The sequence below is a fragment of the Brevibacterium casei CIP 102111 genome, from assembly GCF_900169275.1.
GTDB classification, from domain to species: domain Bacteria; phylum Actinomycetota; class Actinomycetes; order Actinomycetales; family Brevibacteriaceae; genus Brevibacterium; species Brevibacterium casei.
On sequence record NZ_FXZC01000001.1, the window covers coordinates 383322 to 410218 of the forward strand.

22 protein-coding genes and 1 pseudogene are annotated in these 26897 nt (G+C 69.0%); 13 read left to right on the forward strand and 10 right to left on the reverse strand.

Going from position 1 to position 26897, the window contains the following annotated elements; genetic code table 11:
- The first annotated feature begins 149 nt into the window (after positions 1-149).
- From BC102111_RS01695 to BC102111_RS01710, 4 genes are all read left to right on the forward strand, one after another.
- A complete protein-coding gene (locus tag BC102111_RS01695; RefSeq protein WP_063249646.1) occupies positions 150-1784 on the forward strand; it encodes an ABC transporter substrate-binding protein in 1635 nt (544 codons plus the stop codon).
- Between the two features lie 147 nt (positions 1785-1931).
- Positions 1932-3017: an ABC transporter permease gene (locus BC102111_RS01700; protein ID WP_095375433.1), complete on the forward strand. Its 1086-nt coding sequence runs from the start codon at positions 1932-1934 to the stop codon at positions 3015-3017.
- Positions 3017-4063 (forward strand): ABC transporter permease, encoded by a 1047-nt coding sequence (locus BC102111_RS01705; RefSeq protein WP_009378819.1) that lies wholly within the window; start codon positions 3017-3019, stop codon positions 4061-4063. Before BC102111_RS01700 ends, BC102111_RS01705 begins: the two co-directional genes overlap by 1 nt.
- Positions 4060-5934: a dipeptide ABC transporter ATP-binding protein gene (locus tag BC102111_RS01710; RefSeq protein WP_095375434.1), complete on the forward strand. Its 1875-nt coding sequence runs from the start codon at positions 4060-4062 to the stop codon at positions 5932-5934. Before BC102111_RS01705 ends, BC102111_RS01710 begins: the two co-directional genes overlap by 4 nt.
- A gap of 105 nt (positions 5935-6039) precedes the next feature.
- Here the strand turns inward: BC102111_RS01710 and BC102111_RS01715 are convergent, their stop codons facing one another.
- Positions 6040-6699 carry a TetR/AcrR family transcriptional regulator gene (locus BC102111_RS01715; RefSeq protein ID WP_009378823.1) on the reverse strand — a complete coding sequence of 220 codons (660 nt, stop codon included), beginning with the start codon at positions 6697-6699 and terminating at the stop codon, positions 6040-6042.
- A gap of 368 nt (positions 6700-7067) precedes the next feature.
- Between BC102111_RS01715 and BC102111_RS01720 the strand changes: the two genes are divergently transcribed.
- Together BC102111_RS01720 and BC102111_RS01725 are read left to right on the forward strand one after the other, a co-directional pair.
- A complete protein-coding gene (locus tag BC102111_RS01720) occupies positions 7068-7643 on the forward strand; it encodes an NADPH-dependent FMN reductase (RefSeq protein WP_095375435.1) in 576 nt (191 codons plus the stop codon).
- Positions 7644-7901: 258 nt separating this feature from the next.
- Positions 7902-8663, forward strand: coding sequence for a 3-hydroxyacyl-CoA dehydrogenase (locus BC102111_RS01725; protein WP_095375436.1), 762 nt, complete (start codon positions 7902-7904; stop codon positions 8661-8663).
- Between the two features lie 78 nt (positions 8664-8741).
- On the opposite strand, the gene BC102111_RS01730 is transcribed toward BC102111_RS01725, so the two are convergent.
- From BC102111_RS01730 to BC102111_RS01750, 5 genes are all read right to left on the reverse strand, one after another.
- Complete coding sequence (locus BC102111_RS01730) at positions 8742-9407, reverse strand: response regulator (RefSeq protein ID WP_095375437.1); 666 nt, start codon at positions 9405-9407, stop codon at positions 8742-8744.
- A complete protein-coding gene (locus BC102111_RS01735) occupies positions 9404-10861 on the reverse strand; it encodes a sensor histidine kinase (RefSeq protein WP_095375438.1) in 1458 nt (485 codons plus the stop codon). Before BC102111_RS01735 ends, BC102111_RS01730 begins: the two co-directional genes overlap by 4 nt.
- A gap of 120 nt (positions 10862-10981) precedes the next feature.
- A complete protein-coding gene (glyA, locus tag BC102111_RS01740) occupies positions 10982-12358 on the reverse strand; it encodes a serine hydroxymethyltransferase (RefSeq protein ID WP_095375439.1) in 1377 nt (458 codons plus the stop codon).
- A gap of 177 nt (positions 12359-12535) precedes the next feature.
- The gene (locus BC102111_RS01745; protein ID WP_095375440.1) at positions 12536-13897 is read right to left on the reverse strand and encodes a sensor histidine kinase; all 1362 of its coding nucleotides are present in this window, start codon (positions 13895-13897) and stop codon (positions 12536-12538) included.
- Entirely contained in the window at positions 13897-14772 is an 876-nt protein-coding gene (locus BC102111_RS01750) for a sensor domain-containing protein (RefSeq protein WP_101623439.1), read from the reverse strand. The genes BC102111_RS01745 and BC102111_RS01750 overlap by 1 nt, the downstream gene beginning before the upstream one ends.
- Before the next feature lie 193 nt (positions 14773-14965).
- On the opposite strand from BC102111_RS01750, the gene BC102111_RS01755 reads away from it, so the two are divergent.
- On the forward strand, positions 14966-15643 hold the full coding sequence (locus BC102111_RS01755; RefSeq protein WP_095375442.1) for a response regulator: 678 nt from the start codon (positions 14966-14968) through the stop codon (positions 15641-15643).
- Positions 15644-15760: 117 nt separating this feature from the next.
- On the opposite strand, the gene BC102111_RS01760 is transcribed toward BC102111_RS01755, so the two are convergent.
- Positions 15761-16792 carry a nitronate monooxygenase gene (locus tag BC102111_RS01760; RefSeq protein ID WP_095375443.1) on the reverse strand — a complete coding sequence of 344 codons (1032 nt, stop codon included), beginning with the start codon at positions 16790-16792 and terminating at the stop codon, positions 15761-15763.
- Positions 16793-17038: 246 nt separating this feature from the next.
- Between BC102111_RS01760 and BC102111_RS17955 the strand changes: the two are divergent.
- A pseudogene (locus tag BC102111_RS17955) lies at positions 17039-18148 on the forward strand (acyltransferase family protein); the annotation flags it as partial.
- A 276-nt stretch (positions 18149-18424) separates the two neighbouring features.
- Here the strand turns inward: BC102111_RS17955 and BC102111_RS17680 are convergent.
- Positions 18425-18943, reverse strand: a complete 519-nt coding sequence (locus BC102111_RS17680; RefSeq protein WP_180960568.1) for an SRPBCC domain-containing protein — start codon at positions 18941-18943, stop codon at positions 18425-18427.
- Complete coding sequence (locus tag BC102111_RS01770) at positions 18940-19317, reverse strand: ArsR/SmtB family transcription factor (protein ID WP_101623441.1); 378 nt, start codon at positions 19315-19317, stop codon at positions 18940-18942. Before BC102111_RS01770 ends, BC102111_RS17680 begins: the two co-directional genes overlap by 4 nt.
- 280 nt (positions 19318-19597) lie before the next feature.
- On the opposite strand from BC102111_RS01770, the gene BC102111_RS01775 reads away from it, so the two are divergent.
- The 5 genes from BC102111_RS01775 to BC102111_RS01795 all read left to right on the forward strand — a co-directional run bounded on the left by BC102111_RS01775 (position 19598) and on the right by BC102111_RS01795 (position 25941).
- The gene (locus BC102111_RS01775) at positions 19598-20875 is read left to right on the forward strand and encodes a trans-sulfuration enzyme family protein (RefSeq protein ID WP_101623442.1); all 1278 of its coding nucleotides are present in this window, start codon (positions 19598-19600) and stop codon (positions 20873-20875) included.
- 450 nt (positions 20876-21325) lie between these two features.
- Positions 21326-23425, forward strand: a complete 2100-nt coding sequence (locus BC102111_RS01780) for a sensor histidine kinase (RefSeq protein ID WP_101623443.1) — start codon at positions 21326-21328, stop codon at positions 23423-23425.
- A complete protein-coding gene (locus tag BC102111_RS01785) occupies positions 23413-24057 on the forward strand; it encodes a response regulator transcription factor (protein WP_009378844.1) in 645 nt (214 codons plus the stop codon). The genes BC102111_RS01780 and BC102111_RS01785 overlap by 13 nt, the downstream gene beginning before the upstream one ends.
- 1 nt (position 24058) lies before the next feature.
- Positions 24059-25054, forward strand: coding sequence for a DUF4097 family beta strand repeat-containing protein (locus BC102111_RS01790; RefSeq protein ID WP_101623444.1), 996 nt, complete (start codon positions 24059-24061; stop codon positions 25052-25054).
- Between the two features lie 98 nt (positions 25055-25152).
- Positions 25153-25941, forward strand: a complete 789-nt coding sequence (locus tag BC102111_RS01795; protein ID WP_101623445.1) for an SDR family oxidoreductase — start codon at positions 25153-25155, stop codon at positions 25939-25941.
- 6 nt (positions 25942-25947) lie between these two features.
- Here the strand turns inward: BC102111_RS01795 and BC102111_RS01800 are convergent, their stop codons facing one another.
- Positions 25948-26889: a capsular polysaccharide synthesis protein gene (locus tag BC102111_RS01800; RefSeq protein ID WP_063249661.1), complete on the reverse strand. Its 942-nt coding sequence runs from the start codon at positions 26887-26889 to the stop codon at positions 25948-25950.
- Between the last annotated feature and the right edge of the window lie 8 nt (positions 26890-26897).

The window sequence follows — 26897 nt, forward strand, 5'->3', positions numbered from 1 at the left end:
ATCCGGGAAACTCTTGGTTGCGAAACGGTCTCAGTATCCCTCTCCGCGAGGCCGTTGGTTCACTATCTGGGACGGAATCCGTATGATGTGACGCGGATCTCTCCGAGCAAAGACGACACGGAGAGCACATGTGACAGAACAGGATCACAATGAAACGTCGAACCGGCATCAAGGTCGCTGCCATCGCTGCGGCCGGCGCCCTGCTTCTCTCGGCATGCTCGACCTCGACCACCGGCGGTGGAGGCGGCGGCGAGGACGGCGGCGTCCTCACGGTGGGCACGACGGACAAGGTCACCGTCCTCGACCCGGCCGGAGCGTATGACAACGGCACCTCTCTCGTCGAGCAGCAGGTCTACCCGTTCCTCCTCGCCTACAAGCCCGGCACCGCCGAGCTCAACCCGTCGATCGCGGAGTCGGCGGACTTCACGGATCCGAAGAAGTACGAGGTCAAGCTCAAGGACGGCCTCAAGTTCGCCAACGGCAACGAACTCACCTCCTCGGATGTGAAGTTCTCCTTCGACCGGCAGATCAAGATCCAGGACCCCAACGGACCGTCGTCCCTCCTCGGCGGACTCGAATCGGTCGAGACCCCCGACGACAAGACCGTCGTCTTCAACCTCAAGCGCGACAACGACCAGACCTGGCCGGGCGTCCTCGCCTCGGCGGCAGGACCGATCGTCGACGAGGACGTCTTCTCGCCCACCGAGCTCACCCCTGACCAGGAGATCGTCGACGGCAAGGCCTTCTCAGGCCCTTACGTCATCGACGGCTTCAAGTTCAACGAGCTCATCACGTACAAGGCGTACCCGGACTATCAGGGCTACCTCGAGCCGGCGAAGACCGACACCGTGCAGATGAAGTACTACTCGGACGCGAACAACATGAAGCTCGACGTCGAGAAGGGCACGATCGACGTCGCGTGGCGCTCGCTGTCTGCCACCGACATCGAGGATCTCGGCAAGAACGACGACCTCACCGTCCACAAGGGACCCGGCGGCGAGATCCGCTACATCGTCTACAACATGGACACGATGCCCTTCGGTAAGAAGACCGACGACACCGACGAGAAGAAGGCGCTGGCCGTGCGCCAGGCGATGGCCGACTCGATCGACCGTCAGGCCGTGGCCAGCCAGGTCTACAAGGACACCTACACCCCGCTCTACTCCTACGTCCCCGAAGGACTGCCGGGCGCGAACGAATCGCTCAAGTCCGCCTACGGCGACGGCAAGGGCGGCGCGGACGTCGAGAAGGCGAAGAAGACGCTCGAGGACGCCGGCGTGACAACCCCGGTCGAACTCAACCTCCAGTACAACCCCGACCACTACGGTCCCTCCTCGGGCGACGAGTACGCCCTGATCAAGGATCAGCTCGACAAGACCGGCCTGTTCAAGGTCAACCTCCAGTCGACGGAATGGGTCCAGTACTCAGAGGACCGCACGGCCGACGTCTATCCGATGTACCAGCTCGGGTGGTTCCCCGACTACTCGGATGCCGACAACTACCTCGTGCCGTTCTTCTACGACACGGATGAGACCCCGAGCTTCCTCGCCAACCACTACCGCAACGAGGAGATCAACAAGGAGCTCACCGATCAGGCGTCGATCGCCGACAAGGGCGAACGCGCCAAGGCGATCGAGGACATCCAGAACCAGCTCGCCGAGGAGCTGCCGACGCTGCCGTTGCTCCAGGGCAACCAGATCGCTGTCTCCGGCAAGGACGTCAAGGGCGTCGAGGACACCCTCGATCCCGCCTTCCAGTTCCGCTTGGCTCTGCTGAGCAAGTGAGCACTCCGACGCTCCGACCCGTGGCCGCCGGCAGGCGGCACGGGACCGAGCAGCGACGATCAGCCGGCTGACCGTCCCCGAGGTGCAGGTGTGACCCACCTGCACCTCGTGGCGCGTCCGCACCGAAAGACGAATCCCAAAGGAACCATGTCTGCAGCCATCAGCCAACCCGAGGCGGCCGAACCGACCGCAGCGGTGAAGAAGTCCTCCGGGACCGGACTGGGACGCTACGTCCTCATCCGCTTCCTACTCATCATTCCGACGATCTTCATCCTCACCACCCTGGTGTTCTTCCTCATGCGGATCACCGGCGACCCGATCACCGCGGCCCTCGGCGGCCGCCTCACCCGGGACCAGCTGGCCGAACGCGTCGCCGCCGCCGGCTACGATCGCCCCATCCTCGTCCAGTACTTCGAGTACATGGGCAACCTGCTCCGCGGGGATTTCGGGACGACGATCTCCGACGGCCGCCCGGTCACCGAGATCCTCCTCACCTACGGTGCGGCCACCGTCGAACTCGTCTTCTACGCGCTCATCGTCGCCTTCATCATCGGCATTCCGCTCGGCATGCTCGCCGCCTACAAGCGGGACAAGGCCCCCGACGCCGCGCTGCGCATCCTCGCGATCCTCGGCTATGCCACCCCCGTGTTCTTCGCCGGCATGATCCTCAAGCTCATCTTCGGCGTCTACTTCCCGATCCTGCCGGTGGCCGGTCGCGGCACGACGGAGACCGAGTACATCATGTCCGGAGTCGTCGGACCGACCGGCTTCTACATCATCGATGCGCTGCGGATCGGCAACTTCGAAGTCCTCGGCGACGTCCTCGCCCACGCTGTGCTGCCTGCGCTCGCCCTCGGCATCCTCACCGCCGGCGTCTTCCTCCGCCTCGTGCGCACGAACCTCATCGGCACCCTCGGCCAGCAGTACATCGACTCCGGACGCTCCCGCGGCATCTCCGAGTTCCGCCTGGTCACCAAGCACGCCTACCGGCCCGCACTCATTCCGATCGTCACGGTCATGGGCATGCAGATCGCGCTCATGCTCGCCGGCGCCGTGCTCACCGAGACGACGTTCGAATGGAAGGGCATCGGCTTCAAGCTCGCCGAGTACCTCACGGCCCGCGACTTCGTCGCCGTCCAGGGCATCGTCGTCATGCTCGCCGTCATCGTGGCGTTCACGAACTTCATCGTCGACGTCATCGCCGCCTTCATCGACCCCCGAGTGAGGTACTGATGTCTGAGAACACAGAGAAGTTCGCCGAGGCGGCCCCCGGTTCCGGTGTCCCCGCCGTCGTCCTCGACGAGAAGGCGAAGAAGTCGTGGTGGACCCGTCTGCCCATCGTCTCCCACCTGCGGCAGTCCGTCGGACTGCAGCGGGGCATGCTCATCACCGGTCTCGTGCTCTGCGGGATCGTCCTCATCTGCGCGATCTTCGCGCCTCTCATCGCCCCCTACGGCTTCAACCAGCTCGGCACTGCGGAAGGGAACTTCGGGGCCACCCAGCCGCCGAGTCCTGAGCACATCTGGGGCACGACCGTCGGCGGCTACGATGTCTTCTCCCGGGTCGTCTGGGGTGCCCAGACCGCGGTCGCCGTCATCGTCGTCGCCGTCGCCGCCTCGCTCTTCGCCGGGGTCATCCTGGGGCTGATCTCCGGGTACCTCGGCGGGTGGCTCGACCGGATCCTCGTCGTCATCGCCGACGCCGTCTACGCATTCCCGACCCTGCTGCTCGCCCTCGTCATGGCGATCGCGATATCCGGCGGGCAGTCGAGCGCGTGGGGCGGCATCGCCGCGGCGGCGCTGTCAATCACCGTCGTCTTCATCCCGCAGTACTTCCGCGTCGTCCGCGCGGAGACGCTGCGGCTCAAAGCCGAGCCGTTCGTCGAATCGGCGATCGTCCTCGGCGCGTCGAAGACCCGGATCATCGGCAAGCACATCTTCCGCAATGCGACACGGACGCTGCCGCTCATCTTCACACTCAACTCCTCCGAGGCGATCCTCACCCTCGCCGGGCTCGGGTTCCTCGGATTCGGCATCGAACCCACCTCGGCGGCGGAATGGGGCTACGACCTCAACAAGGCCCTGCCGGACGTCACCAGCGGTGTGTGGTGGACCTCGGTGTTCCCGGGTCTGGCGATCGTGCTCACCGTCCTCGGGATCACGCTCGTCGGGGAGTCGATGAACGACCTCAACGATCCGCGTCTGCGCGTGCGCAGGAAGGCGAAGACGAAGGCCGGCGCCGCCGGCGCCCGCGACAGGAAGGCGGAGGCTCGCGCATGAGCGGCAGCGACAGGATGATGAAGACCCTCGACGGCGCTGACGGCGCGATCGAGACGCCCGGAAGCGCCCGCACCGTCGACGGCGGACAGCCTATCCTCGACGTCGACCACCTCGACGTCACCTTCTCCACCGACGCCGGCGACGTCCACGCGGTCAAGGACGTGTCCCTGGCAGTGCGCCCGGGCGAAGTGCTCGCGATCGTCGGAGAGTCCGGTTCAGGCAAGACGGTCACCGCGCGGTCCATCCTCGGCCTCCTCCCGGAGACCGCGCAGCGGTCGGGGGCCGTCGTGCTCTCGGGCAGCGATGTGCTCGCCGTCAGCGCCGAGGAGCTGCGAGAGATGCGCGGATCCGATGTCGCGATGGTCTTCCAGGAGCCGTCGACGGCACTCAACCCCGTCTTCACGGTCGGATGGCAGATCGCCGAGGGACTGCGCGCCCACCACCGAAAGGCGAGCCGGGCCGAGCTCAAGGCGAAGGTCGTCGCGGCGATGGAGCAGGTGGGCATCCCCGACGCCGAGCACCGCTTCGACTACTATCCGCACCAGTTCTCAGGCGGACAGAAGCAGCGCATCGTCATCGCGATGGCGCTCGCCCTCGGTGCCAAGCTCATCGTCGCCGACGAGCCGACCACGGCTCTCGACGTCACGGTCCAGGCCGAGATCCTCGACCTGCTCCGCGAGCTGCGCGATGAGACGGGCACAGCGATCGTCCTCATCACCCACAACATGGGCGTCGTCGCCGACCTCGCCGACCGCGTGGCCGTGATGTACCGCGGTGACCTCATCGAGGTCTCGCCCGTGAAGACGCTCTTCAGCGACCCCAAGGAGCAGTACACCCGCGACCTGCTCGCGGCCGTGCCGAAGCTCGGCTCGACCGTCGTCGGCAGCCGCAAGGCCGCCGCGGCCGCCGACCGGGCCACCGCGGTCGACCGGGAACCGGGCCCTGCGGTCGACCGGGACACGGCTCGGGCGGCGGGAACGGAATCGGTCGCGACCGCCTCGGCGGGGGAACCGGAACGGACGGCCGCCTCGGCGAGGGATTCCGTCGTCGTCGCAAACGGACTCGACATCGTCTATCCGGGCGGGCTGGGACGGCCGGACTTCCACGCGGTGAAGTCGGTGAGCTTCGAGATCCGCGCGGGCGAGGTCTACGGGCTCGTCGGCGAATCGGGATCGGGCAAGACGACGATCGGGCGCGCGATCGCGGGTCTGACCAGGGCGAGCGGAGGCAGCCTTTCGGTGCTCGGGCATGAGATGGTCGGGTTCAGGGAGCGGTCGTTCCGGTCGATCCGCAAGCGCATCGGGTTCGTCTTCCAGGACCCGGCGGCCTCGTTCAACCCGCATCTGACGATCGGCGAGTGCATCGCGGAGCCGTTCGCGATCCACCGGTCGGAGTTGAGCGTGCGCGATCGCGGGGCCAGGGTGCTCGAACTCCTCGATTCGGTGCAGCTGCCGGCGGACTATGCCGGGCGCTACCCGCACGAGCTTTCGGGCGGTCAGCGGCAGCGGGCCTCGCTCGCGCGCGGTCTCGCGCTCGATCCCGAGCTGCTCATCGCCGACGAGCCGACATCGGCGCTCGACGTGTCCGTGCAGGCGAAGGTGCTCGAGCTCTTCGTCGAGCTGCAGAACCGCTTCGACTTCGCGGCACTGTTCATCAGCCACGACCTCGCGGTCGTCGACATGCTCTCGGATCGCATCGGCGTGCTCTACCACGGCAGGCTGCTCGAGGAGGGCACGGGCGAGCAGGTGCTCGGGTCACCGAGCAACGACTACACGAAGCGGCTCATCGCCTCCCTGCCGGTGCCCGACCCGGTCGAGCAGGCGCAGCGGCGCGAAGCCGCCCGGCAGCTGCGGGCCGCGGCGGGGGCGTAGGCGTCCGGCAGTCCTTCGCGCGTTCGGCCACCCTGCGCGGGGTGGCCGAACGTCCGGAGGGGTGCCGCGGTGGAAACGCGCGAACCGGAGGGTTGCTGCCTGCCGCTACTTGCTCTCGGCGATGAAGTCGAGCATGCCCGCCTCGTTGACGGGCAGGGCGAGGAGGCGGTCGAGTTCGGCCTCATCGGCGTCGATGCCGACGATGCGCATCGCGTAGAGCGTGAATTCGCGTTCGATCTGGTCGGACTCGAGGCCGCCGCCGGGGCGGAACCAGATCGAGAGCGAATTGCAGATCGAGAGGATCGCCCGGGTCGCGAGCTGGGCGTGGCTGACGCGGAACTGGCCTGAGGCGATGCCCGCCTCGATGATGTCACCGAGCACCGCCCGCGCCTCGCGCTGCAGGGTCTTGATCCGGGCGGCGTTCTCCCCGTCGAGGCGCTCGGTGTCGCGCAGAAGCACGGTGGAGACGGAGACGTTGGCCATCCGGTAGCGGGAGAGGTAGCGGACCGAGACGGCGAGCTGGTCGACGGGATCGTCGCCAACCTCGGCGACGACGGCACGTGAGTGGTCGATGTACCACGTGTACGCGGTGTGGACGAGCTCGTAGAGGGCTTCCTGCTTGGACGGGAAGTAGTAGTAGAGGGCGGAGAGGCTCAGCCCGGCCGCCTGCGCGATGTCGCGGATCGATGCTCCGTCGAAGCCCTTCGTGGCGAACGTGTCGCGAGCCGAGCGGAGGATGTTGTTGCGGCCGTTCGTTGCTCTCACGGGTCCTCGCTCCTTAATCATCGACGATCGAACAATCTTTCATGTGCCTCTCGACAATACCGCAGATCGACCTGCCTTCCGCGGTTGTCCGCGGGCAATCCGCGGCATGGCGCAACCCGCCCGCGGCCGCACCCTGCTCCCAACTGCGCTCGGCACCCGACCGCACTCCGCCTTACCCGTACCCCGCCACCAGCCGCGCAGTGACGAGGCTCACACCCTGGTCGCGGAATGATGCAAATTTCAACGACGTTGGGCATGGATGTGCCGCCCGAGTGCGGCACGCCGATCGAATAGGGGCCGACCATCGGCCCTTCTCCCGGTCGGTCCGGCTCAGCCGCGCACCACCGACCCGACAGCGAAGGACGTCCATGCTCACAATCGCCATCATCCCCGGAACCACCCGTCCCGGAGCCCTCAACCCGCAGGTCGTCCAGTGGGTCAGCGACCAGCTCGCCGGTCGCGACGACGTGACCGCCGAGGTCGTCGACTTCGGCGCCTTCGACCTCCCGCTCCTCGATGAGGTCATCCCGGCCGGTGCGAAGCGCTACGAGAACGCCCACACCAAGGCCTGGGGTTCGAAGCTCGACGAGTTCGACGCCTTCATCTTCGTCACTCCCGAGTACAACCACTCGATCTCCGGTTCCCTGAAGAACGCCCTCGACTTCGTCGCCACCGAGTTCAACCACAAGGTCGCCGGCATCGTCAACTACGGCGCCGACAAGGGTGTGCGCGCCGCTGAGCACCTGCGCCACATCCTCGCGAACTACAAGGTCGCCGTCGTCCGCGACCAGGCCTCCTTCAGCATCTTCACCGACGTCGCCGACGGCACCTTCGCCCCGACCGAGGTCTCCGCGGCGCCGTTCGCCTCGATGGTCGACGACCTCGTCGCGTGGGGCGGTGCCCTCAAGGGCGTGCGCGAGGCACGCCAGTCGCTCACCGTCTGAGATCGATCGGCACCCTCGCCGAGGCGGCCGACCACGGTCGAGCGCCGAGTTCCGTCAGCGTGACGGCGGTCGTCGACCACAACCCGCAGCCCGTCTGCCCTCCCGGCAGGCGGGCTGCGCCGTCTTCCCGGCCTGGCCGGGGCCCATGCGCCCACCCCACCGTGACCTGGGCGACACCGCTGGGATACAGTCGAGCCAGTGAACGATCGCTCAGGTGCGGTTTCGCCTGGGCGCCGCCCCTCGCAGCGAAGGACACCCATGGAACTCACCGACACCGTCGCCCTCGTCACCGGCGGAGCCTCCGGGCTCGGCCGCGCCACCACCGAACGCCTGCTCGCCGCCGGTGCCCAGGTCGTCATGGTCGACCTCAACGCCGAGGTGGGGGAGCAGGTCGCGAACGAACTCGGCGACCGTGCCCACTTCGTCGCAGCCGACGTCACCGATGAGGCGCAGGTCCAGGCGGCCGTCGACACGGCGACCGGACTCGGATCGCTGCGCGTCGTCGTCAACTGCGCGGGCGTCGCGACCCCGGGCAAGCTCGTGTCGAAGAAGGGCCCGCTGCCCCTCGAGGCGTTCTCCAAGGTCATGGCCATCAACGTCGTCGGCACGATCAACGTCTGCCGTCTCGCCGCCGCCGCGATGCAGCAGGAGGAGCCTGTCGGCGAGGAGCGCGGCGTCATCGTCAACACCGCCTCGGTCGCGGCCTTCGACGGGCAGATCGGCCAGATCGCCTACTCCGCGTCGAAGGGTGCCGTCGCCGCGGTCACCCTGCCCATGGCCCGTGAGCTCGCCGCCTCCCTCATCCGCGTCGTGACGATCGCCCCCGGCATCTTCGAGACCCCGATGATGGCAGGCCTGCCCGCCGAGGCGCAGGAATCCCTCGGCAAGTCCGTGCCCCATCCCGCCCGGCTGGGCAAGCCCGCCGAGTACGCGCAGCTCGTCGAGTCGATCGTGGAGAACCCCATGCTCAACGGAGAGACGATCCGCCTCGACGGCGCGATCCGCATGGCTCCGAAGTGAGCTGAGCCGACTCACGGCACCGAGCAGCGCGAGGCCGTTCCACGCACCGTGGGGCGGCCTCGGCGCATCTGCGCCCGGTCAGCGTGATTCGTTGACGAGGAGGGCGAGCTGCACCCGGGTGCTCACCTCGAGCTTGTCGAAGATGCGGGCCAGATGCGTCTTCACCGTCGCCGTGGAGACGAAGAGCGACCTGGCCACCTGCGCATTCGTCATCCCCTGGGCGACCGCCTCGGCGATCTCACGCTCCCTGGCGGTGAGCACGGCAAGGGGATCCGGACGCCGTTCACCGCTGTCTCCCCAGGTAAGGCCTCCCGTCGAGGCGGAGGATCCCGAGCGGTCGAGCAGGGAGTCGATGACACCGGGGGAGAGCGCCCGAGTGCCGCCGGCGGCCGCGCGGACGGCGTGGATGAGTTCGTCGGGCGGAGTGTCCTTGAGGAGGTAGCCGGCCGCGCCGGCACTCAGCGCTCGGAGCACGAAGTCGTCGGTGCCGAAGGCGGTGAGGACGAGGACCTCGGGATGTGTTGCCTGCGCGAGGAGCGTGCGCGTGGCCTCGAGGCCGTCCATGACGGGCATCCGCAGGTCCATGAGGATGAGATCGGGGGTGAACTCCCTGGCCAGGGCGATGGCCTCTTCGCCGTTCGTCGCCTCGGCGACGATGTCGATGTCCGGTGCGGCGCCGAGGAGGAGGCGCAGGCCCGAGCGCATGAGCGACTCGTCGTCGGCGATGATGATCCTGATCGTCACGGGCGCTCCTCGCCGGTCGGTTCTGTGGGTGCGTCCTCGGGGGTCTGGGTATGCGTAGGAGTGCCGGACGGGCCGACGGCAGGCTGCGCCGATGGTTCGACCTCGGCGGGAGTAGCAAGCCCCGTTGCTGGGAGTGTCGCGCGGAGGACGAAGTCGTCTCCTCTGCTCACGGTCAGAGTCCCACCCATCGCCTCCATCCTCTCGCGCAGACCGAGCAGACCCAGCCCGGACCCGGTCACGGGTGATGACGGTTTCGCTGCTCCGGCCTCCGCCGCGGCTGCTCGGCGCGGGTTGCTCGCCGTGAGGACAAGCGTCTCGGGGTTCTCATCTGCGGCGACGGTGATCCGCAGGCGTTCGCCGGGGGCGTGCTTGACGGCGTTCGTGATCGCCTCCTGGACGAAGCGGTAGATCGTCGTCCGCTCGAGAGCCCCGAGATCCTGCAGTGCGGCTGCCGACAGCGGTGGCTGGTAGTCGAGGGTGACGGTGTCCGAGCGGGTGCGGACGAGGCGGTCGAGGTCGGGGTCGACGACGGTGCCCTGGTCGTCTCCGCGGAGCATCGTCAGCACTTCGCGGAGTTCGACGCCCGACCGGCGGGCGCTGCCGGCGATGAGGCGCGCACTCTCGCGCACGGAGTCGGGGTCGAGGTCCTCGCGCACGGACAGGGCACCGGCGTACATCGCGATGACGCTGAGATGGTGCGAGAGCGAATCGTGCATGTCGCGGGCTATGCCGCGGCGCACCTCGGCGATCGCGCGGTCCTGCCGTGCCTGTCCGCGCAGCAGGGTCTGCGCGGCGGTGTCGATGAGGCCCTGTTCGCGGGCCCCTCGGATGACGCCGATGACGACGAGGATGGAGAAGAGCACCGTGCTGGAAAGGAAGACCGGGAGCTCGAAGCTGCCGGCACTTTCGGGGGTGAGGAGGTACGCGACGAACTGAGCGATCATGGCGACGACGAGCGCAGAGATGCAGAGGGCCCAGCTGCGTCGTGAGCACAGCGTGACAGCGAGAACCATCGCAGCCACCGCTCCGAGACTTGCGATCGTTCCGAGGAAGATTCCGATCAGACCGAGGGTGATCGGAACCCACCCGCCAGTGTGTCTCTGCAGGGTTTCGACGGATCCGTCCCGATCGAGGAAGGCCTCGCCGCCGCGCCCACTGTCGGTGAGGAACTCGCGCAGCTTCTCACCGGCAAGGACCTTGGGTCGCAGTGCGGAGCGGGGAATCGTGCGGCCGTCGAGGTAGAGGACGACAGGCAGGCACAGCAGAGCGACGATCCCGAAATAGACGTGGACTGACAACTCACCGGACCAGACCGCCGTTTCGTTCGGGTCCAGATCCGGGTCGGGCCACAGCGCCCCGACGATGATGAAGAGGATCGCGACCCCAAGCGCTGCGGAGATCGCCGTCCAGAGGATGGCGCGGAAGACGCGATTGCGGCGATTGGTCAGGGGCACTCTTCGACGATACCCGGGCGTTCACCTCGGCGGCGTCGGCCGAAAGGATGAAAGCGGGCTGACGTCGGGGAGCCTGCCGGCCGCGGACCCGGGCGGCGAGCACCCCGCGGGCAGAGCCGCTCACGCCGTGAAGCGGACTCCGGTGAAGTCCTTCCGCCACGCGGCGACGTCGTCGGCGATTTCCCGGAGCACCACCTCGGCGGGGGTGTCTGAGATCGATCCGGGATCTGCGGGGGTTCGAGCGGTGTCGAGGGCTCGGGCGATGTATCCGGCCAGCCGCGGCATATCGGATACCGTCATGCCGCGCCGGACGATCTCCGGGGTGCCGAGGCGGATGCCGTTCTGGTCACCTGGCACCTCGGGGACGGGCAGGCCGATGCCCGAGGTGAGGATGCCGGCCTTCTCGAGCACCCGCGCTCCCCGGGTGCCGCCGCCGAACGGTGCGGCCAGCAGGGCGAACTGGTGGGAGTCGGTGAACCCGCGTTCGCACTGGAAGGGGACGGCTCCAGCCTCGGCGAGGGCGTCGGCCAGGGCACTTGCGCACGCCCGCATCTGCGAGGCGTAGTCGGCACCGGTCTCGATCCAGTCGGCGAGGGTGACGCCGAGGGCCGCGACGGCCGCGGCATCGAAGTTCGCGGTCATGCCGGGGAAGGCGATGGCATCGATGCGTTCGGACAGCTCCGCATCGTTGCTGAGCAGGAGGCCGTGGGTCGGTCCGCCGAGGCTCTTGTACGTGCTCATCGACATGAGGTGCGCGCCTTCGTCGAGGGGATTCGCCCACTGGCCGCCGGCGATCATCCCGCACAGGTGCGCGGCGTCGAAGAGGACCCGGGCACCGACCTCGTCGGCGATCTCCCGGATCGTCGCGACCGGGTGCTCGAAGAGGTTGAGCGAACCGCCGATCGTGATGAGCGACGGCCGCACCTCGCGGGCGAGGGCTGCCAGCGCGTCGACGTCGTACGTGTAGTGGGCGACGTCGACGGGAGCCCCGACCGTGGTCAGGCCGTAGAGTCCCGCAGCCCCGGCGGCGTGATGGGTGACGTGTCCGCCGATCGTCGCCGGTGACGCGATGATCGTCTCGCCTGGTGAGGAGGTCGCCATGAACGCGTAGAGGTTCGCCATCGCCCCGCTGGGCACCCGCACCTCGGCGAAGTCGGCGTGGAAGAGGCGGGCGGCGAGCTCGGCGGTGATGACTTCGACCTGCTCGATGTGCTCGAGCCCCATCTCGTACTTCGCCCCCGCGTACCCGAGCGAGGTCCGCGACGCCGACCCTCCCGCGAGCAGTGCCGCCGCCCTGGGGTTGAGGACGTTCGACGCGGGATTGAGGTTGAACGCCTCCTCGTCGTGGAGGTGCTCGGAGGCCGTCATGAGCTCCTCGATCGTCCCAACCACCGTCGACATCGGGGTGGTGCCACCCTCGCCGAGGCGGTCGTCCGCGATCTCCTCGACGCGCGTTCGGCTCTCGGCAGGGATCCAGGGGCGGGTCGTCTGGTGCACGGTGGGACTCCTTCGTCTGTGTGGTCCGGCGCCGGTGGTCGCGTGTTCCGCCGCAACGCTGCGGCGTCGAGATCGATCCTAATGACCGCGGCGCACGCTGGGACCGGCCGATCGCTGAGAGTCCCGATAACGTATCTGTGCGAGAAATCGAACGATCGGGGGCTGATCGGGACCGCGTCAGGCGAGGGGTAGGACCGCAGTGGCGGCGAAACCGCCCTCAGGTGTCGGCCCGACAGCGAGGGTTCCCCCAAGGCCTTCGACGCGTTCGCGCATCCCCTTGAGACCGAGCCCGGCACCGAGGTGGCCGAGCCGTGCCGTCGATGCTGCGCCCTCGGGACGTCCGTCCGCGACCGGTCCTGACCAGTCGGAGTTTCCGCCCGTCGCGGATCCTGGTCCGCCGGCGGCCGGCCCGGGCGCAGTCTCCGGCAGCGCACCGTTGACAACTGAGACGACGAGCCCGCCCTGGCCCGGAGAACGACCCGGCCCGTGCGCCGATCCGCTCGGCGAGCCCGCCGAATGTCCCGGCCCCGGCCCGACCTGCACCCGCACCGGCGCGCCCGGCGCGTGGCGCAGCGCATTCGACAGTCCCTCCTGGACGACACGGAACGCCGTCAGGCCGGTCGTCGGGGCCACGGCCGCCTCGGCGAGTCCGAAGTCGAGGGCGACCTCAGCGCCCGTTCCCCTCGTCGCCGCGACGAGACCGGGGATGTCCTCGACCGTCGGCTGCGGGGCGATGTCGGCGTCCCGGCCGCCGCGGAGGATCGTGAGCAGACCGCGCATCTCCGACAGCGCCTGCCGGGCCGAGCCGGCGATCGAGTCGAACTCCTCGAGGCTGCGGTCGTCGAGGTCGGGCAGTCGGTACCGCGCCGTCGTCGCCTGCACACTGATGACGGACATGCTGTGGGCGACGACGTCGTGGAGTTCCTGGGCGATGCGGTTGCGGTCCTCGAGCTCGGAGCGTTTGGCGGCCTCCTCGGCGCCGAGCCGACGCTCGGCGGCGAGGTCATTCAGCCCCGTGAGCCACAGCCGTCCGAGCACGGCGACGCCTCCGACACCGGCAGCGATCGACGCGGTCGTGATGACGTTCGCCAACGCCCCCGGCAGCCCGCCTGCGTGCGGGAGGACGAGGGCGCTCGCCCCGATCGCGGTGCTGACCGCCCAGAGGATGACGAGGTGCTGCCAGCTCTGCCGCAGTCCGATGACGGCGTGGGTGAACGCGAGCGAGAGGATCGCCGTCACCGCCCACGGCCACACGAGCCCGGTCGTCGCCGCCGTCGCGAGGATGCCGCCGACCGACGACACGGCGCTGAGAACGATCGCCGCCGTGGGGAAGCGGACCGCGAGAACCGGGGCCGCCGCCTGCCCGAGTGCCACGAGCATCGCGATGATGACCCACACACCGTAGCCGGCAGCGTAGACCGGCCAGCCGATGGCGAGGAGGACGACTCCGGCAAAGACCGTTGTCAGCCAGTACCACCCGTTCGCGCCGGTGAGCTTCTCCGAGGAAGTGAGTTCCTGATTTCCGGTGAGCGTGGCCATCACGTCACCGGCTGCGCTTTTCCCGCTGCGGCCCCGGGGAGCACGGCAGGGTTGAACGCCGGACCCGACGTCGGACTGTCCGTCGATTCCGTCGCCCGGGCCGCCGCCGGTCCCGCAGCGCCGTGCACCGCGGGCACGGCCGGGGTCCCCGCAACAGCCCCGGTCGGGCTCAGCCCTGCGGTCACCGCGCCGATCTCGAGGAGGGCGAGGGCATGGAGGACGAAGGGGAACGTGACGAGAAGGACGAGTCCGGCTGCGAACTGGAAGGTCGCCTCGGCGGAGAATCCGTAGGAGACGATCGGTGCCTGGTTCCAGGCGGCGACGATGAGGTCGACGAGGCCCGAACCGTCCGGCGGGAGGAAGCGGCCCCAGACGAAGTACGTGAGAGCGCCGAGCCCGCTGACGAACCACGTGACGGCGACGGAGAAGGTGAGGATCCGCACGGGCAGGGCGAAGACCGCTTCGAAGAGGAGATCGACCCATCGCCTGCTGTCGGCGGCGATGCCCAGCCACCCGGAGTGGCCACGGCCGCGGGGGCGGCGGGTCACCTCGGCGATGGGGGCGCCCCACTGCCGGGCCCGGGCACGGGAGAGGTCGGCGAAGCCGGAGGCGGCGAGGAGGACGACGGGGAGGAGGAGCACGCCGACCCAGATCACGGCGGTGCCGACGGCCAGCGCGAAGAGCGGGATGAGGACGATGAACGCGGCGAGGGAGATGAAGAGGCCGGGGAGGATGAGGCGGCTGTCGCGGCCGAGGTTCGACCACAGCCGCGACCACCCGGAGCGGCGGGGCGCGGCGGTCGGCGGGAGGTTCGGCACGGTGGGCACACCTTCAGGGTACGTGGCCTGGGGCGCGAGTGCGGAGGTCGGAAGCATGGGGGCTCCTCGTGCGGGGGGGGGGATTGCGCTGACAAGGGGCACGGTAGGGGCCGGGCGGCGGGGTGCGCATCATACCGAGGGGTGAACCTGCCCTCGCCGAGGTCGCACCTGAGGGTGAGATCGGGACGTCGGGTCGCGGAAGGGCCGGGATCCGGGGGTCCACGGCGGGAGGGTCGGGTAGCGTGAGGGCATGCCGGAATCAGCGCCCACCCCCGTCCGCGTCGCGATCGTCGACGACCAGGCCATGGTCCGCCAGGGGTTCGGTGCGCTCCTCGATGCCCAGGCGGATATGAGCGTCGTCGGCAGCGCTGCGGACGGGTCGCAGGTCGTCGACCTCGTGCGTCGCACCCACCCGGACGTCATCCTCATGGACATCCGCATGCCTCAGCTCAACGGGCTCGATGCGACGCGCGCGGTGTTCGCGATGCCCGGCGAGCACCCCAAGGTCATCATGCTCACGACGTTCGATGCCGATGAGTACGTGTTCTCGGCGCTGCGGGCCGGGGCCAGCGGGTTCCTCCTCAAGGACGCGACCGCCGAGGACCTCATCGCCGCCGTCCGCGTCGTCGCCGCCGGGGAGTCGCTGCTCGCGCCGTCGGTCACCCGCCGCCTCATCGCCGAGTACGTGAGCGGTCCGAAGGTCGAGACGGACACCGCGGTGCTCGGGCAGCTCACCGACCGCGAGATCGACGTCATGACCCTGGTGGCCAAGGGCAGTACCAACGCCGAGGTGGCAGCGGAGCTCTTCCTCGCCGAGCAGACCGTGAAGACCCACGTCTCCCGGATCCTCGCGAAGCTCGGTCTGCGCGACCGGGCGCAGATCGTCGTCGCCGCCTACGAATCCGGGCTCGTCGTCGCCGGCGGGTGAGGGGTGCGTTCCGCTGCGCCCCGGACGCTCGACTTTTGGACCCTCGGTGTCGATCGGTGAGCCCGGAATCGGCACTGAGGGTCCTCGACTCGGCCGCTACGGAGGCGCGCGCAGCGTCTACCGGGCGAAGCGGGATCCGAGCTGTTTGACGATCGTCTCCGCCGAACCCGGCACGGCCCACCGATAGCCGGTGCCCGCCCAGAGGTGGAGGAGGTTAGGGTCGCCGGATGCCTTCGCCTCGGCGCGCAGGCCCTTCGTCAGGTGGTGGAGGGCAGGGTAGGCGTCGAGGGCGAGTGGGTCGTACTCGCGGACGAAGTCGTTGACGAGCGCACGAGCCGGACGACCCGTGAACGCCCTGGTCAGCTGCGTCTCCGAGTACTTCTCCGCATCCTGGATCGCTGCCCGGTGCGGCGCCGAGGTGCCCGCCTCGTCGGCGAGGAGGAGCAGGGTTCCGACGACGACCGAGCTCGCCCCGGCGTCGAGGAGCTCTTCGACCGCCGCAACCCCGTCGACTCCGCCGCCGGCAGCGATGGGCAGGTCCACCTCGGCGAGGATCTCCCGGACGAGGTCAGCGGTCGGCCGGTCCTCGATCTCGCGCGTCGGATCCGCGGTGCCCGAATGCCCGCCCGCACGCGGACCCTGGACGATGAGGGCGTCGACGCCACGGGCAGCGGCCTCGCGCGCTTCGTCGACCGTCGTCACGGTGGCAACGACCTGGGTGCCGACGGCATGGAGGCGGTCGACCACCTCGGCGGTGGGGAGGTTGAACGTCATCGAGACCAAGGGCACGGGATGGGCGACGAGCCAGTCGACCTTCGCGTCATAGTGGTCATCGTCGTCGACGGGCTCGGTCTCGAGGGTGACCCCGTGCTCGGCGGCGAGCGGTTCGAGGGCGGTGGCGAAGCGGTCGAACGCGGCGCGGTCGAGCGGCACCGGGTTCGGGGCGAAGAGGTTGACCCCGAAGGTCTCGGAGGTCTCGCGCATGCGCTCGACGAGCGGGGCGAGCGCCTCGGCGGTGAGGTAGCCGCCGGCGACGAAGGGGAAACCGCCCGCAGCGGCGACGGCCGCGCTGAGTTCGGGGGTCGTCGTCCCGCCGGCCATAGGGGCGCCGATGATCGGCAGCTGCGTTGTCTCGAAGGCGATGGTCATGGTGTCGGCTCCTGACGTCGGGTGATGCCGCCATTCTCGCACCGGGTACGGGTTCGGGAATAGGCGAGTCACTCCGTGGTACCGGGTGAGTGCAGGGAGAACGGGACCCAGAGGTGATGCGGCCGAGCCGAGCGGCTCCCTACGTTCGGTTCCGTCGCAATCGACTGCGTCGGCGGAACCGCCCCCGCCGACCCAGCCGCCCACCCACTCGCCGGAGCGCCGGCCGATCCGGGAAACGGAGTCACCATGTCCCTCACACTCGTCCCACCGTCCGATGCCGCTGTCGCCTCAGGGTCGACCGGTCGCGACCGCGCCCTCGACCTCGTCCGCTTTGCCTGCCTCGTCGTCGTGGTCGTCCTCCACGCGATGATGAGCTCGGCCGTGCTCGGCCCCGGCGGTGAGGTCGTGCCGACCGTCGCGCTCACCGGCACGACCGGATTCGCGATCGCTTCGTGGGGCTTCCAGATCATGCCCCTCTTCTTCCTCATCGGCGGATTCGCCGCCCTCCAGCAGTGGCGCCGCACCGCTGCTCGGGGCGGCACCTGGGCCGACTACCTGCGCGTTCGCCTCCGCCGCCTCGTCGCACCGGTGACCGTGCTCGTCCTCGGCGCGGGCGCGGCGCTCGCCGTCGCCTCCGAGTTCGGCCTCCCCGAGGGACTCCTCGCCGAGGCGAGCCGCCGCATCGGCCAGCCCCTGTGGTTCCTCGCCGTCTACGTCGGCCTCACGTCCCTCGTCCCGCTCGCCGTGCGATTCCACGATCGCTCGCCGAGGCGGTCCCTCCTCGCGCTCGCCGGTGCCGTGGCCGCGGTCGACGCTCTCGTCGCCCTCACGGGAATGACCGGGTTCGGTTATCTCAATCTCCTCTTCGTCTGGCCGCTCGTCCAGCAGCTCGGCTTCGTCTACGCGGACCTGCGCGGGCGACCCATCCATGTGGGACGGGTCGTCGGGGTCCTCATCGCTGTGCTCGCCCTGCTCGTGTGGCTCGTCGTCGAGGGGATCTACAGCCCTGACATGCTCGTCAACCTCAATCCGCCGACCGGGGCGCTCGTCCTCCTCGGCGTCGCGCAGATGTGCGTGCTCCGGCTCGTCCACGACCGGCTCGCGGCAGCGGTCACCGGTGTGGCCGTGTGGGAGCGGGTCATCGCGTGGGGCAACCGGTTCGGAATGCACGTCTACCTCTGGCACATGACCGTGGCGATCGGCATCATCGGTCTTCTCGGGGCGCTCGCGGGCACCCTGGCCGGCGATGCTGCGGGGTTCGGGACGTGGCTGAGCACCCTCGTCCTCCCGGAGATCGGGTCGCCGTGGTGGTGGGCGACCCGCCCGGTGTGGGTGCTCGCCGTCGTCGCCGGCGGTGTCCTCCTCGCGACCGGCATGGCGAAGGTCGAGGCGCCCGGTGAGCAGCGATCGGCACGGTGGGGACGAGCCGTCGTGGGACTGGCGCGCGGACGGTGGGCCCCTGTTGCGGCAAGCGAGCGCAACAGGGCATGCGCCGCCGTCGGTCTCGCCGTCCTCGGCGTCGCCGTCCCGCTCCTCGTCGGCATCGCGCCGCTGGTCTGGACGCTCGTCTCGGGCGCGGCGCTGGTCCTCTCGCTCCTGCTCGCAGCGGGGCTGGGCGAGCGGCAGCCGGAATCAGCGTTCGACGAGACGGGCGAGCGCCTCGGTGACGGTGCCCCATCCTTCGAAGAACCCGAGTTCCTCATGGAGGGCCTGCTGCTCGGGGCTGCTGTGGCGGACGATGGCACGGTAGTCGGTGCCGAACTCGCTGTCGCCGAGGACGATCTCCGTCGTCATCGTCACGGGGGCGGGCTGCGCGGGATGCCAGGTGCTGTCGACGGCATTGGTGAAGACGAGGCGGGTGTCCTCCTCGATGCGGAGGTAGATCGCGTCGACGTGCGGGGTGAAGGTCTGTCCGTCCTCGCTCATTCGGGTGACGAACGCCCCGCCGGGGCGGAGGTCGAGCGCGTCGACGCGGAGGACGAGCGGGGAGGGGATCCACCACTGGACGAGCTGCGCCGGGTCGGTCCACGCGGACCAGACGGCCTGGCGCGGGGCGCGGATGATGCGTTCGATCATGAGGTCGCGGTCGGGGTCGATGCCGGTGTCGAAGTCGGTGTCGGGCCCGAGGCCGAAGTCAGGGGTCGAGGTCATGGCGTCTCCTTGGGGTGTGGGTGAGCGGTCGGGGCGGAGGGTGCCGGTGTCGAGGCACCGGTGACGAAGGCGTCGAGTCGGTCGGTGGCGGCCTCCCAGCTGCGTCTCTGGGTCTCCAGCCATCGGTCGACGACGGCGAGTCGGTTCTCGTTGAGCACACAGGTGCGTACCCGCCCGGTCTTGCGGGTCGTGATGAGCCCGCACGATTCGAGGGTGCGGACATGTTTGAGGAACGACGGCATCGACATGCTCAGTGGTTCGGCGAGTTCGCTGATGCTCGCCGGGCCGTGGCCGAGTCTGGCGACGACGGCGCGTCGGGTGGGATCGGCGAGTGCGGTGAACACCTCGTCGAGTTCCTCCGAATGATTAACCATGTGGCTAAGTATTGCACGGCGCGCAGGGAATGGGAAGGGCTGGGTCCACGAGTGGGCGCACCGCCTCGGTGAGGCGGATTCGCTGACCTCCCGATCCTCGGCTCGCTGTCGCTCCGCGGTGTGAAGCGGAACCCGTATGACGGTTCGTGACGGGAGAAGTCGCACACATGACGCTCGGTGACCTCACGGGACGCGGTCGGCTCCTCGCGCACCGTCGTCGACACAGACTGGTGGGACTTCGGCAGCCGCGTCGAAGGTCATCAGAGAGGAAGGATCTGCCGTGAGCTCACTCGACCGCAGCTCGACAGACCGCAGCGGAGTCTCGACCCGCTCGGTGCACGCCGGCGCCGCCCCGGAATCGCACACCGGTTCCGTCGTCGCCCCGATCTTCCAGACCTCGACCTTCGAGATGGACGTCCCGGGCGTGCCCCGGGCCGGCTTCGACTACGCGCGCACGGGCACCCCGAACCGCAGCGACCTCGAAGAGGTGCTGTGCAACCTCGAAGGGGCGGCGTACGCGGCGGCCGTGAACTCGGGAACGTCGGCCGAGGTCGCCGTGTTCTCCGCTCTGCTCGGTCCCGGCGACGAGATCATCATCCCCCGCGACGTCTACGGCGGAACGTATCGGCTGCTCAAGAATGAGTACGAGCGCTGGGGCGTCGTCATCCGCACCGTCGACCTCACCGACGCCGAGGCGCTGGAAACGGCGATCACCGACCGCACCGCGATCGTCTGGGCCGAGACCCCGAGCAACCCCGGCCTCGACGTCATCGACATCGTCGAGACCGCGCGCATCGCCCACGCCCACAATGCTCTCCTCGCCGTCGATTCGACGTTCGCGACCCCGTACCTGCAGCGTCCGATCGAGCTCGGCGCCGACCTCGTCATCCATTCGACGACGAAGTTCATCAACGGCCATTCCGATGTCATCGGCGGGGCCGTGCTCGCCGGTGACGGGCAGACCTGTCCCCGCGCCGCCGAGGTGATCGACCGTCTCACCAGCCACTTCGCATCCGTGGGGCTGGGGATCTCCCCCTTCGACGCGTGGCTGACCAGGCGCGGAATCAAGACCCTGCCCGTGCGCATGGCCGCGCACTGCGCGAACGCGCAGGCCGTGGCCGAATGGCTCGAGAACCGACCGGAGATCGCCGAGGTGTTCTACCCAGGACTGCCCTCACACCCGGGCCACGAGATCGCGAAGAAACAGATGAGCGGGTTCGGGGGAGTGGTCTCCTTCTCCACCGACACCGAGGAGCGGGCGCTCAAGCTCGTGCAGAGCACCGAGCTCATCACCCTTGCCGAGTCGCTCGGCGGGGTCGAGTCCCTCATCGACCACCCGGCGACGATGACGCATCTCGCCGTCGCCGACTGCGAGCTCAGCGTCTCCGGCCGCTTCATCCGCCTGTCGGTGGGCATCGAGGACATCGAGGACATCCTCGCCGACCTCGACGCGGCGCTGGCCAAGACGAACGCGTTCGCGGCGTCTGGCGAAGACGCCGCCAGCCGGTCGAAAGCGCAGGCGAAGACAGCTCCGGCCCCCGCACTCCAGATCGTCTAGCCGCCCGCCGGAGAGTCTGCGCCGCAATGCCGTCCGCGCCCGGCTCACCATCGCGAGCGCCGGTGCCCTGACGCCGGCCCCACGCACCCCACACCACGAGCGTCACGTCCTACGTCTGCACACGTAGGACATGGCGCTCGATGGATGAGGTGAATTGCTCAGGGTTGTGTGTGACGCTCCGGCGGCGAAGTGGCGCTCCAGGGAGGGCGTGATGTTCCAGGGGTCATTCGGAGTGGAGAGTGTGAGGCGGCCTGAACGCGCTCGACTTCAGGTCGATCTGGACAGGAAATCGCGTCGATTCTCTGCCCATTTCGCCCAGGAGACGCCGTAAGGGGTGGCGCGGAACGAAGGCCCAAGGAGCGGAAGCGCTCCAGCCCGGGGGAAAACCCGACTCGGTCGCGGCGGTCAACGTGCTGTCGCCCGGACACCCGCCCGCGTAGCGTATTCGGTATGAGTGAAAAGACCCCCGAGCATCCGCAGGAACCGGAGTCGACCGGCTCCACGCCTGCAGAAGCTCAGCACCCCCACGGCGACAGTGCGCCACAGGCCACCGAAGCCGGGCAGTTCCGCACCACCCCGCTCGACCTCGAGGTTCCCTTCACCACCCCGCGGCCCGGTTGGACCCACCCCGCCGAGGCGGCCGACGGTTCCGCGGACAGCGCTGAGTCACCGACTCGGGAGTACCCTCACACTCAGGCCTACGGTCCGTCGCGATCCTCCGTCGATGGCACCGGGCCGACTGCTCAGTATCCGCAGACCCAGGTGTTCGGCGGCAGCGCCGGCCTCGGCAACGATGTCAGCACCGGCGAAACCATGGGCGCCGGCAGTGCGGCAGGGACCGACTCAGCCGACCTCGCCTCTGGCGCTGAACCCACCCAGGTCTACGGGACGCCCGCGCAGACCTACATCAGCGCAGGGCACCACCCTGTCGAACCCGCACAGCCGATGCCGACACATCCGATGCCCGCCCGGCCGATGCCTCCGCGCGTCGAGCACGCGCGTCCTGACGCCGGCCGGCCTGGGTCGCGGTTCACGCAGTACGACAACGCCCCGCGCGGTGAGCATCCGGGCCAGCGCGGGCCCCATTCCGGCCCCAACCGCGGACCCCGCCGCGCCTCGGACCCCGGACCCTACGCGGCCCCCTTCCCCGGCCCGCACCCGGGGCAGGTCCGGCTCCAACCGCCGCGACCGCCTCGGCGGAAGAAGCCCCGACCGAACGACCTCGTCATGGTCCCGGTCACCGGACCCATGCCGCTGACCCGTACCGATGTCACCGACATCCCTCCGGAGGGCCCGATCGACTGGCCGAAGCGGCCGGTCGGCGTTGTCGGCGTCGCGAACCTCTTCCTCTCCGCGGTCATGGCCATCCTCTGGGCGTGGATCCCCGTCGGCCTCCTCATCACCGGCATCGGCGGCATCTTCGCCCTCGGCCTCGGCGTCCTCGCGCTCATCCTCTGGGTGCTCGTCCAGCAGGTCGCCAACGTCTTCGAACGCTACCGCGCCGAACTCGTCTACGACGACAGAATCCCGGTGCCGACGGTCCCGCGCAGCACCCGCGAATCCGGGTTCGCCCGCTTCCTCCACAACCGGTGGCTGCTCGTGTCCTCGGGCTCGTTCTGGCGCTCGACCGCCCACCACTACGTCAAGATGCTCCTCGGCCTCGCCGTCGTCGGCGGCACGATCACCGGCATCTGCGGCGGCATCCTCGGAGTCTTCTCGGCGATCAACCCCGACGGGATCCCCGGCCTCTTCTTCGGCGGCGGTGAGAGCGGCCTCGGCCGGGTCGGCGTTGCGATCGGCTCGCTCATCATCCTCGCCAGCTCGCTCGCCATCCTCTGGTTCGCCCCGTACCTCGACCGTGCGCTCGACCGCAGCCTTCTGCCGCCGGCCCGCACCGCCGCCCTCCAGGCCGAGGTCTCCGAGCTCGACCGCGCCCGCATGGCCGGGATCGATGCGGCCGCCGCTGAGCGTCTGCGCATCGAACGCGACCTCCACGACGGCGCCCAGCCCCGCCTCGTCGCCCTGACGATGACCCTGGGCCTGGCGAAGTCGAAGATCGACTCCGACCCGGAACGTGCCAAAGAGCTCGTCGCCGAAGCCCACGCCGAGGCGAAGGGCATCGTCAACGAACTCCGCCAGCTCGCCCGCGGAATCCATCCCGCCGTTCTCACCGACCGCGGTCTCGACGCTGCGGTCTCCGCGCTCGCCGGCCGCTCACCGATCCCCGTCGAGGTCGACGTCCGCCTCGGCGGTCGGATCGAACGCGAAGCCGAAGCCGTCGCCTACTTCGTCGTCGCCGAGTGCCTGACGAACATCGCCAAGCACTCCGGTGCCACCCAGGCCAAGGTCGTCATCGCCCCCACCGAGGCGGGAGTCGAGATCGTCGTCACCGACAACGGTCACGGCGGGGCCCGGATCGACCGGTCGGGTCGGCACACCGGCATCGCCGGTCTCGTCGACCGGGTCGAGGCCGCCCGTGGGACACTGAACCTGACCAGCCCCGCAGGTGGGCCGACTACCATCGTTGTGGAGGTGCCATGCGCATCGTGATCGCCGAAGACTCAGCCATCCTCAGGGCCGGACTCGAACGACTCCTCGTCGACGCCGGACATGAGGTCATCGCGGCCGTGCCCGATGCCAATGAGCTGCTGGCGACCGTGAATACGATGCCCCCAGACCTCGCCGTCATCGACGTGCGCATGCCGCCGACGTTCACCGACGAGGGCATCCGCGCCGCGGTCCTCATCCGCAAGCAGAACCCGGACGTCAAGGTCCTCGTCTTCAGCCAGTACGTCGAGGAGCAGTACGCCTCCGAACTCATCGCCGAGAACACCGGCGGGTTCGGCTACCTGCTCAAGGACCGCGTCGCCGATGTCGAGGACTTCCTCTCCGCCGTCGACGAGGTCGCCAAGGGCGGCACCGTCCTCGACCCCGAGGTCGTCTCCCAGATCCTCGTGCGCACCCGCAAGACCGACGGGCTCTCAACGCTCAGCCCCCGTGAGCTCGAGGTCCTCCAGCTCATGGCCGAGGGCAAGTCGAACGCCGCGATCGCCGGCACCCTCTTCCTCAGCGCCGGAGCCGTCGAGAAGCACATCAGCTCGATCTTCACCAAGTTCGGACTCACGGCGGACACCTCGGACAACCGTCGTGTCCTCGCAGTCCTCACATTCCTCGGAGCATAGAATGCCTGCCACCGTCCTCGTCAACCAGTCGGCCCGCACCGGACTGCGCGCCGTCCTCGTCATCGCCGCAGCGATCGTCCTGCTCATTCCGATCGCGATCAGCGTCGCCCACGGTGCCTCCCGGCTCGACTACACGAAGGTCGAGTCGAGTGAGCAGCTGGCCGCCTCGGCGAGAGACGTCCGCTTCTCCCTCGACACGGGAGCCTCGATCACGGTGAGGACGACCGATGCGGACACGGCGACGGTGACGATGACCGGGGTGGGTCCGCGCGATGACGTCCCGAAACTGCGTGTCGAGGAGACCAACGGCGAATCGGTGGTCACCGTCGACGACAGGAAGGTCTTCGAGAACGCCCGCATCGACGTCGCCATCCCCAAGGCGACGTCGAAGGACACCAACCTCACGTTCGCCGGCGGCCTCGGCGAAGTCGACGTCCGGGGGGAGTTCAATGACGTCAAGGCCGACACCGACGCCGGGTCGGTCTCGCTCGAGGGCGACTTCGAGAAGGTGCAGACGACGACCGACTGGGGTCAGACCCGGTTCAAGGGCAGCTTCGGATCGATCGAGGCGAAGTCCGACGTCGGCACCCTCGAAGGCACCGACCTCAAGGTCCGCGACCGCGTCGACGCGACGACCTCGACGGGGTCGATCGACCTCGACTTCTCCAATGAGATGGTCCCGACCTCGGGAATCACGGTCAAGGCCGACGAAGGCAAGATCGATCTCCGTCTGCCCCGCCTCGACCTCGTCAAAGAGCATATGAGCGCCGAGGCGGCCGGCCCCGACGACGGGCGTGACGGTTCCGCCGATGACGGTGCCGAGGTCAAGGACCTCTTCTACCGGATCAACGCGACATCGAACCAGGGCAGCGTCGACCTCGCGAAGGACCTCGAGAAGTACGACGCGTCGAAGGATCCGAAGGACGCCGAAGGCAAAGCGGTCATCCCTGTCTCCGTCACCGCGGACACGGGCGCGATCACGATCGACCAGAACTGACTGAGCGGCGCGGCGGGCCACCGTTTTCGGCTCGACGACCGCAGCGCACGGTGCGACATCCGCCGCGCCCTGCTCGCCGGGCCACCGAAGGGAAGACAATGCAGGTCACGGTCTACGGAGCTACGGGAACCTTCGGCAGCCGACTCGTCACCCGGCTGCGGGCGATGGGGCATTCCGTGATCGCCGCCCACCGCGGGATCGGCGTCGACACGTACACCGGCGACGGGGTCACAGAGGCGGCGGTCGGCAGCGATGTCCTCGTCGACTGCGTCAACCTCCTGACGAACAACCGGCACCGGGCGCTCGACTTCTTCTCCCGCAGTGCGCGCTCGATCGCGTTGGCCGCGGCGGAGAATCCCGGTGCGGCGATGGTATGCCTGTCGATCGCCTTCAAACCCGCGGTCGCCGGATCCGCACTCTTCGGCTACTACCAGGGCAAGAACATGCAGGAGCGGGTCTACCGCAGGCTCGTGCCCGCCGACCAGCTCCTCATGTTCCGCTCGACCCAATGGTACGAACTCGCCGCGACGGCATCGGTGTCCGTCGGCCCGGTCGTCTTCGCCCCGAAGATGCGGGTGCGCGCCCTCGCCGCCGACGAAGCAGCCCGGATGATGGCAGAGGCGATCGAAGCCGGAGAGCGCGGCACCGTCGAGGTCGCCGGCCCCGAGATCAGCGACCTCGCCGCGATCGCCCGAGTCGTCGCCGAAGCGGAGGCGGGCCGCACCGGAGAACGGACCCAGGGCTCCGGCGTGAGGCGTCGGGGACGGACGCGGGCCCGCAAGGTCGTGCCCGTGCCGATTCCCGGACCGACGGCGGACGACGGCCTCATCCCCGAGTCGCCGAGGCTCTCGACCGTCACAGTCGACGAATGGCTTCGCACCCGGTGAGGTGATTCAGACGTACGGACCGATGAGGTGCCCGAGGACAGAGCCGTCGGGAACAGTGCCGTACTTGTAGCTGAGCTTCTGCAGAGGTGCGACGGCGGCGATGTCGGTGAGCGTACCCGGTCGCCAGGGCTGCATCATCGCCAGCTGGAGCAGATGCGCCGAGGTGGCCGAGAGCACCGGTGCTGCGTTCCACTGGCCGCGGGCTTCGGGCACGAGCACCTGGAGGACTTCGAAGATCCGGTGGTAGAGGAAGTAGTCGGGCAGGTCGTCGAAGTGGGTCCACCACTCATCGAGAGCGCGCCTCTGCAGGCCCAGCAGAACCGACTCCTTCTGCGAGGCGATGAACCAGTTCGCGATGGACAGCTTCGTCCACCGGGGGAAGATCGTTCCCGCACGGAGATAGCGGCGCTGCAGGTCATCGTCGAAGTTGTGTCCGACCCATGCCGTGGCGTCGAACCAGACGCCTCCATGCTCTTCGAGAATGCGGGTGCGGACGTAGTCGGAGAAGTGGGCCGGGCGCGAGTCCTCGAGGACCGCAGCGATCCGGTCGGGAACGTCGATGAGTTCACGGACCGATTCTCCGTCGAGCACACGCAGCGCGGGATACGATTCCCTGATGTTCGCCAGGCACGCCTGGACGAGCGGTGGGGCCGTGTCGATCGGAGTGTTCCAGTAGGTGAACACACGGTCGGAGGGCACCGGCATTCCGCGGTACCGACGCCGTGCGGAGGTGCGAGCGCGGGCGGCTGCGAAGATCGGCGGGTCGGCGGGCAGTCCGACACTGCGGCGCAGTTCTGGCAGGCGCGGCTGGAGCAGTCGGATGAGGCGCTCGTAGGTCTGCAGAGCCGCCACCGGATCGATCGTCGAGGCGAACTGCGAGGAGCGCTCGATCTGCGCCTGCAGCCCCGCCAGCACCTTCTCGGGCGTCGGGTCCTTCGTCAGTCTCATACCATCCT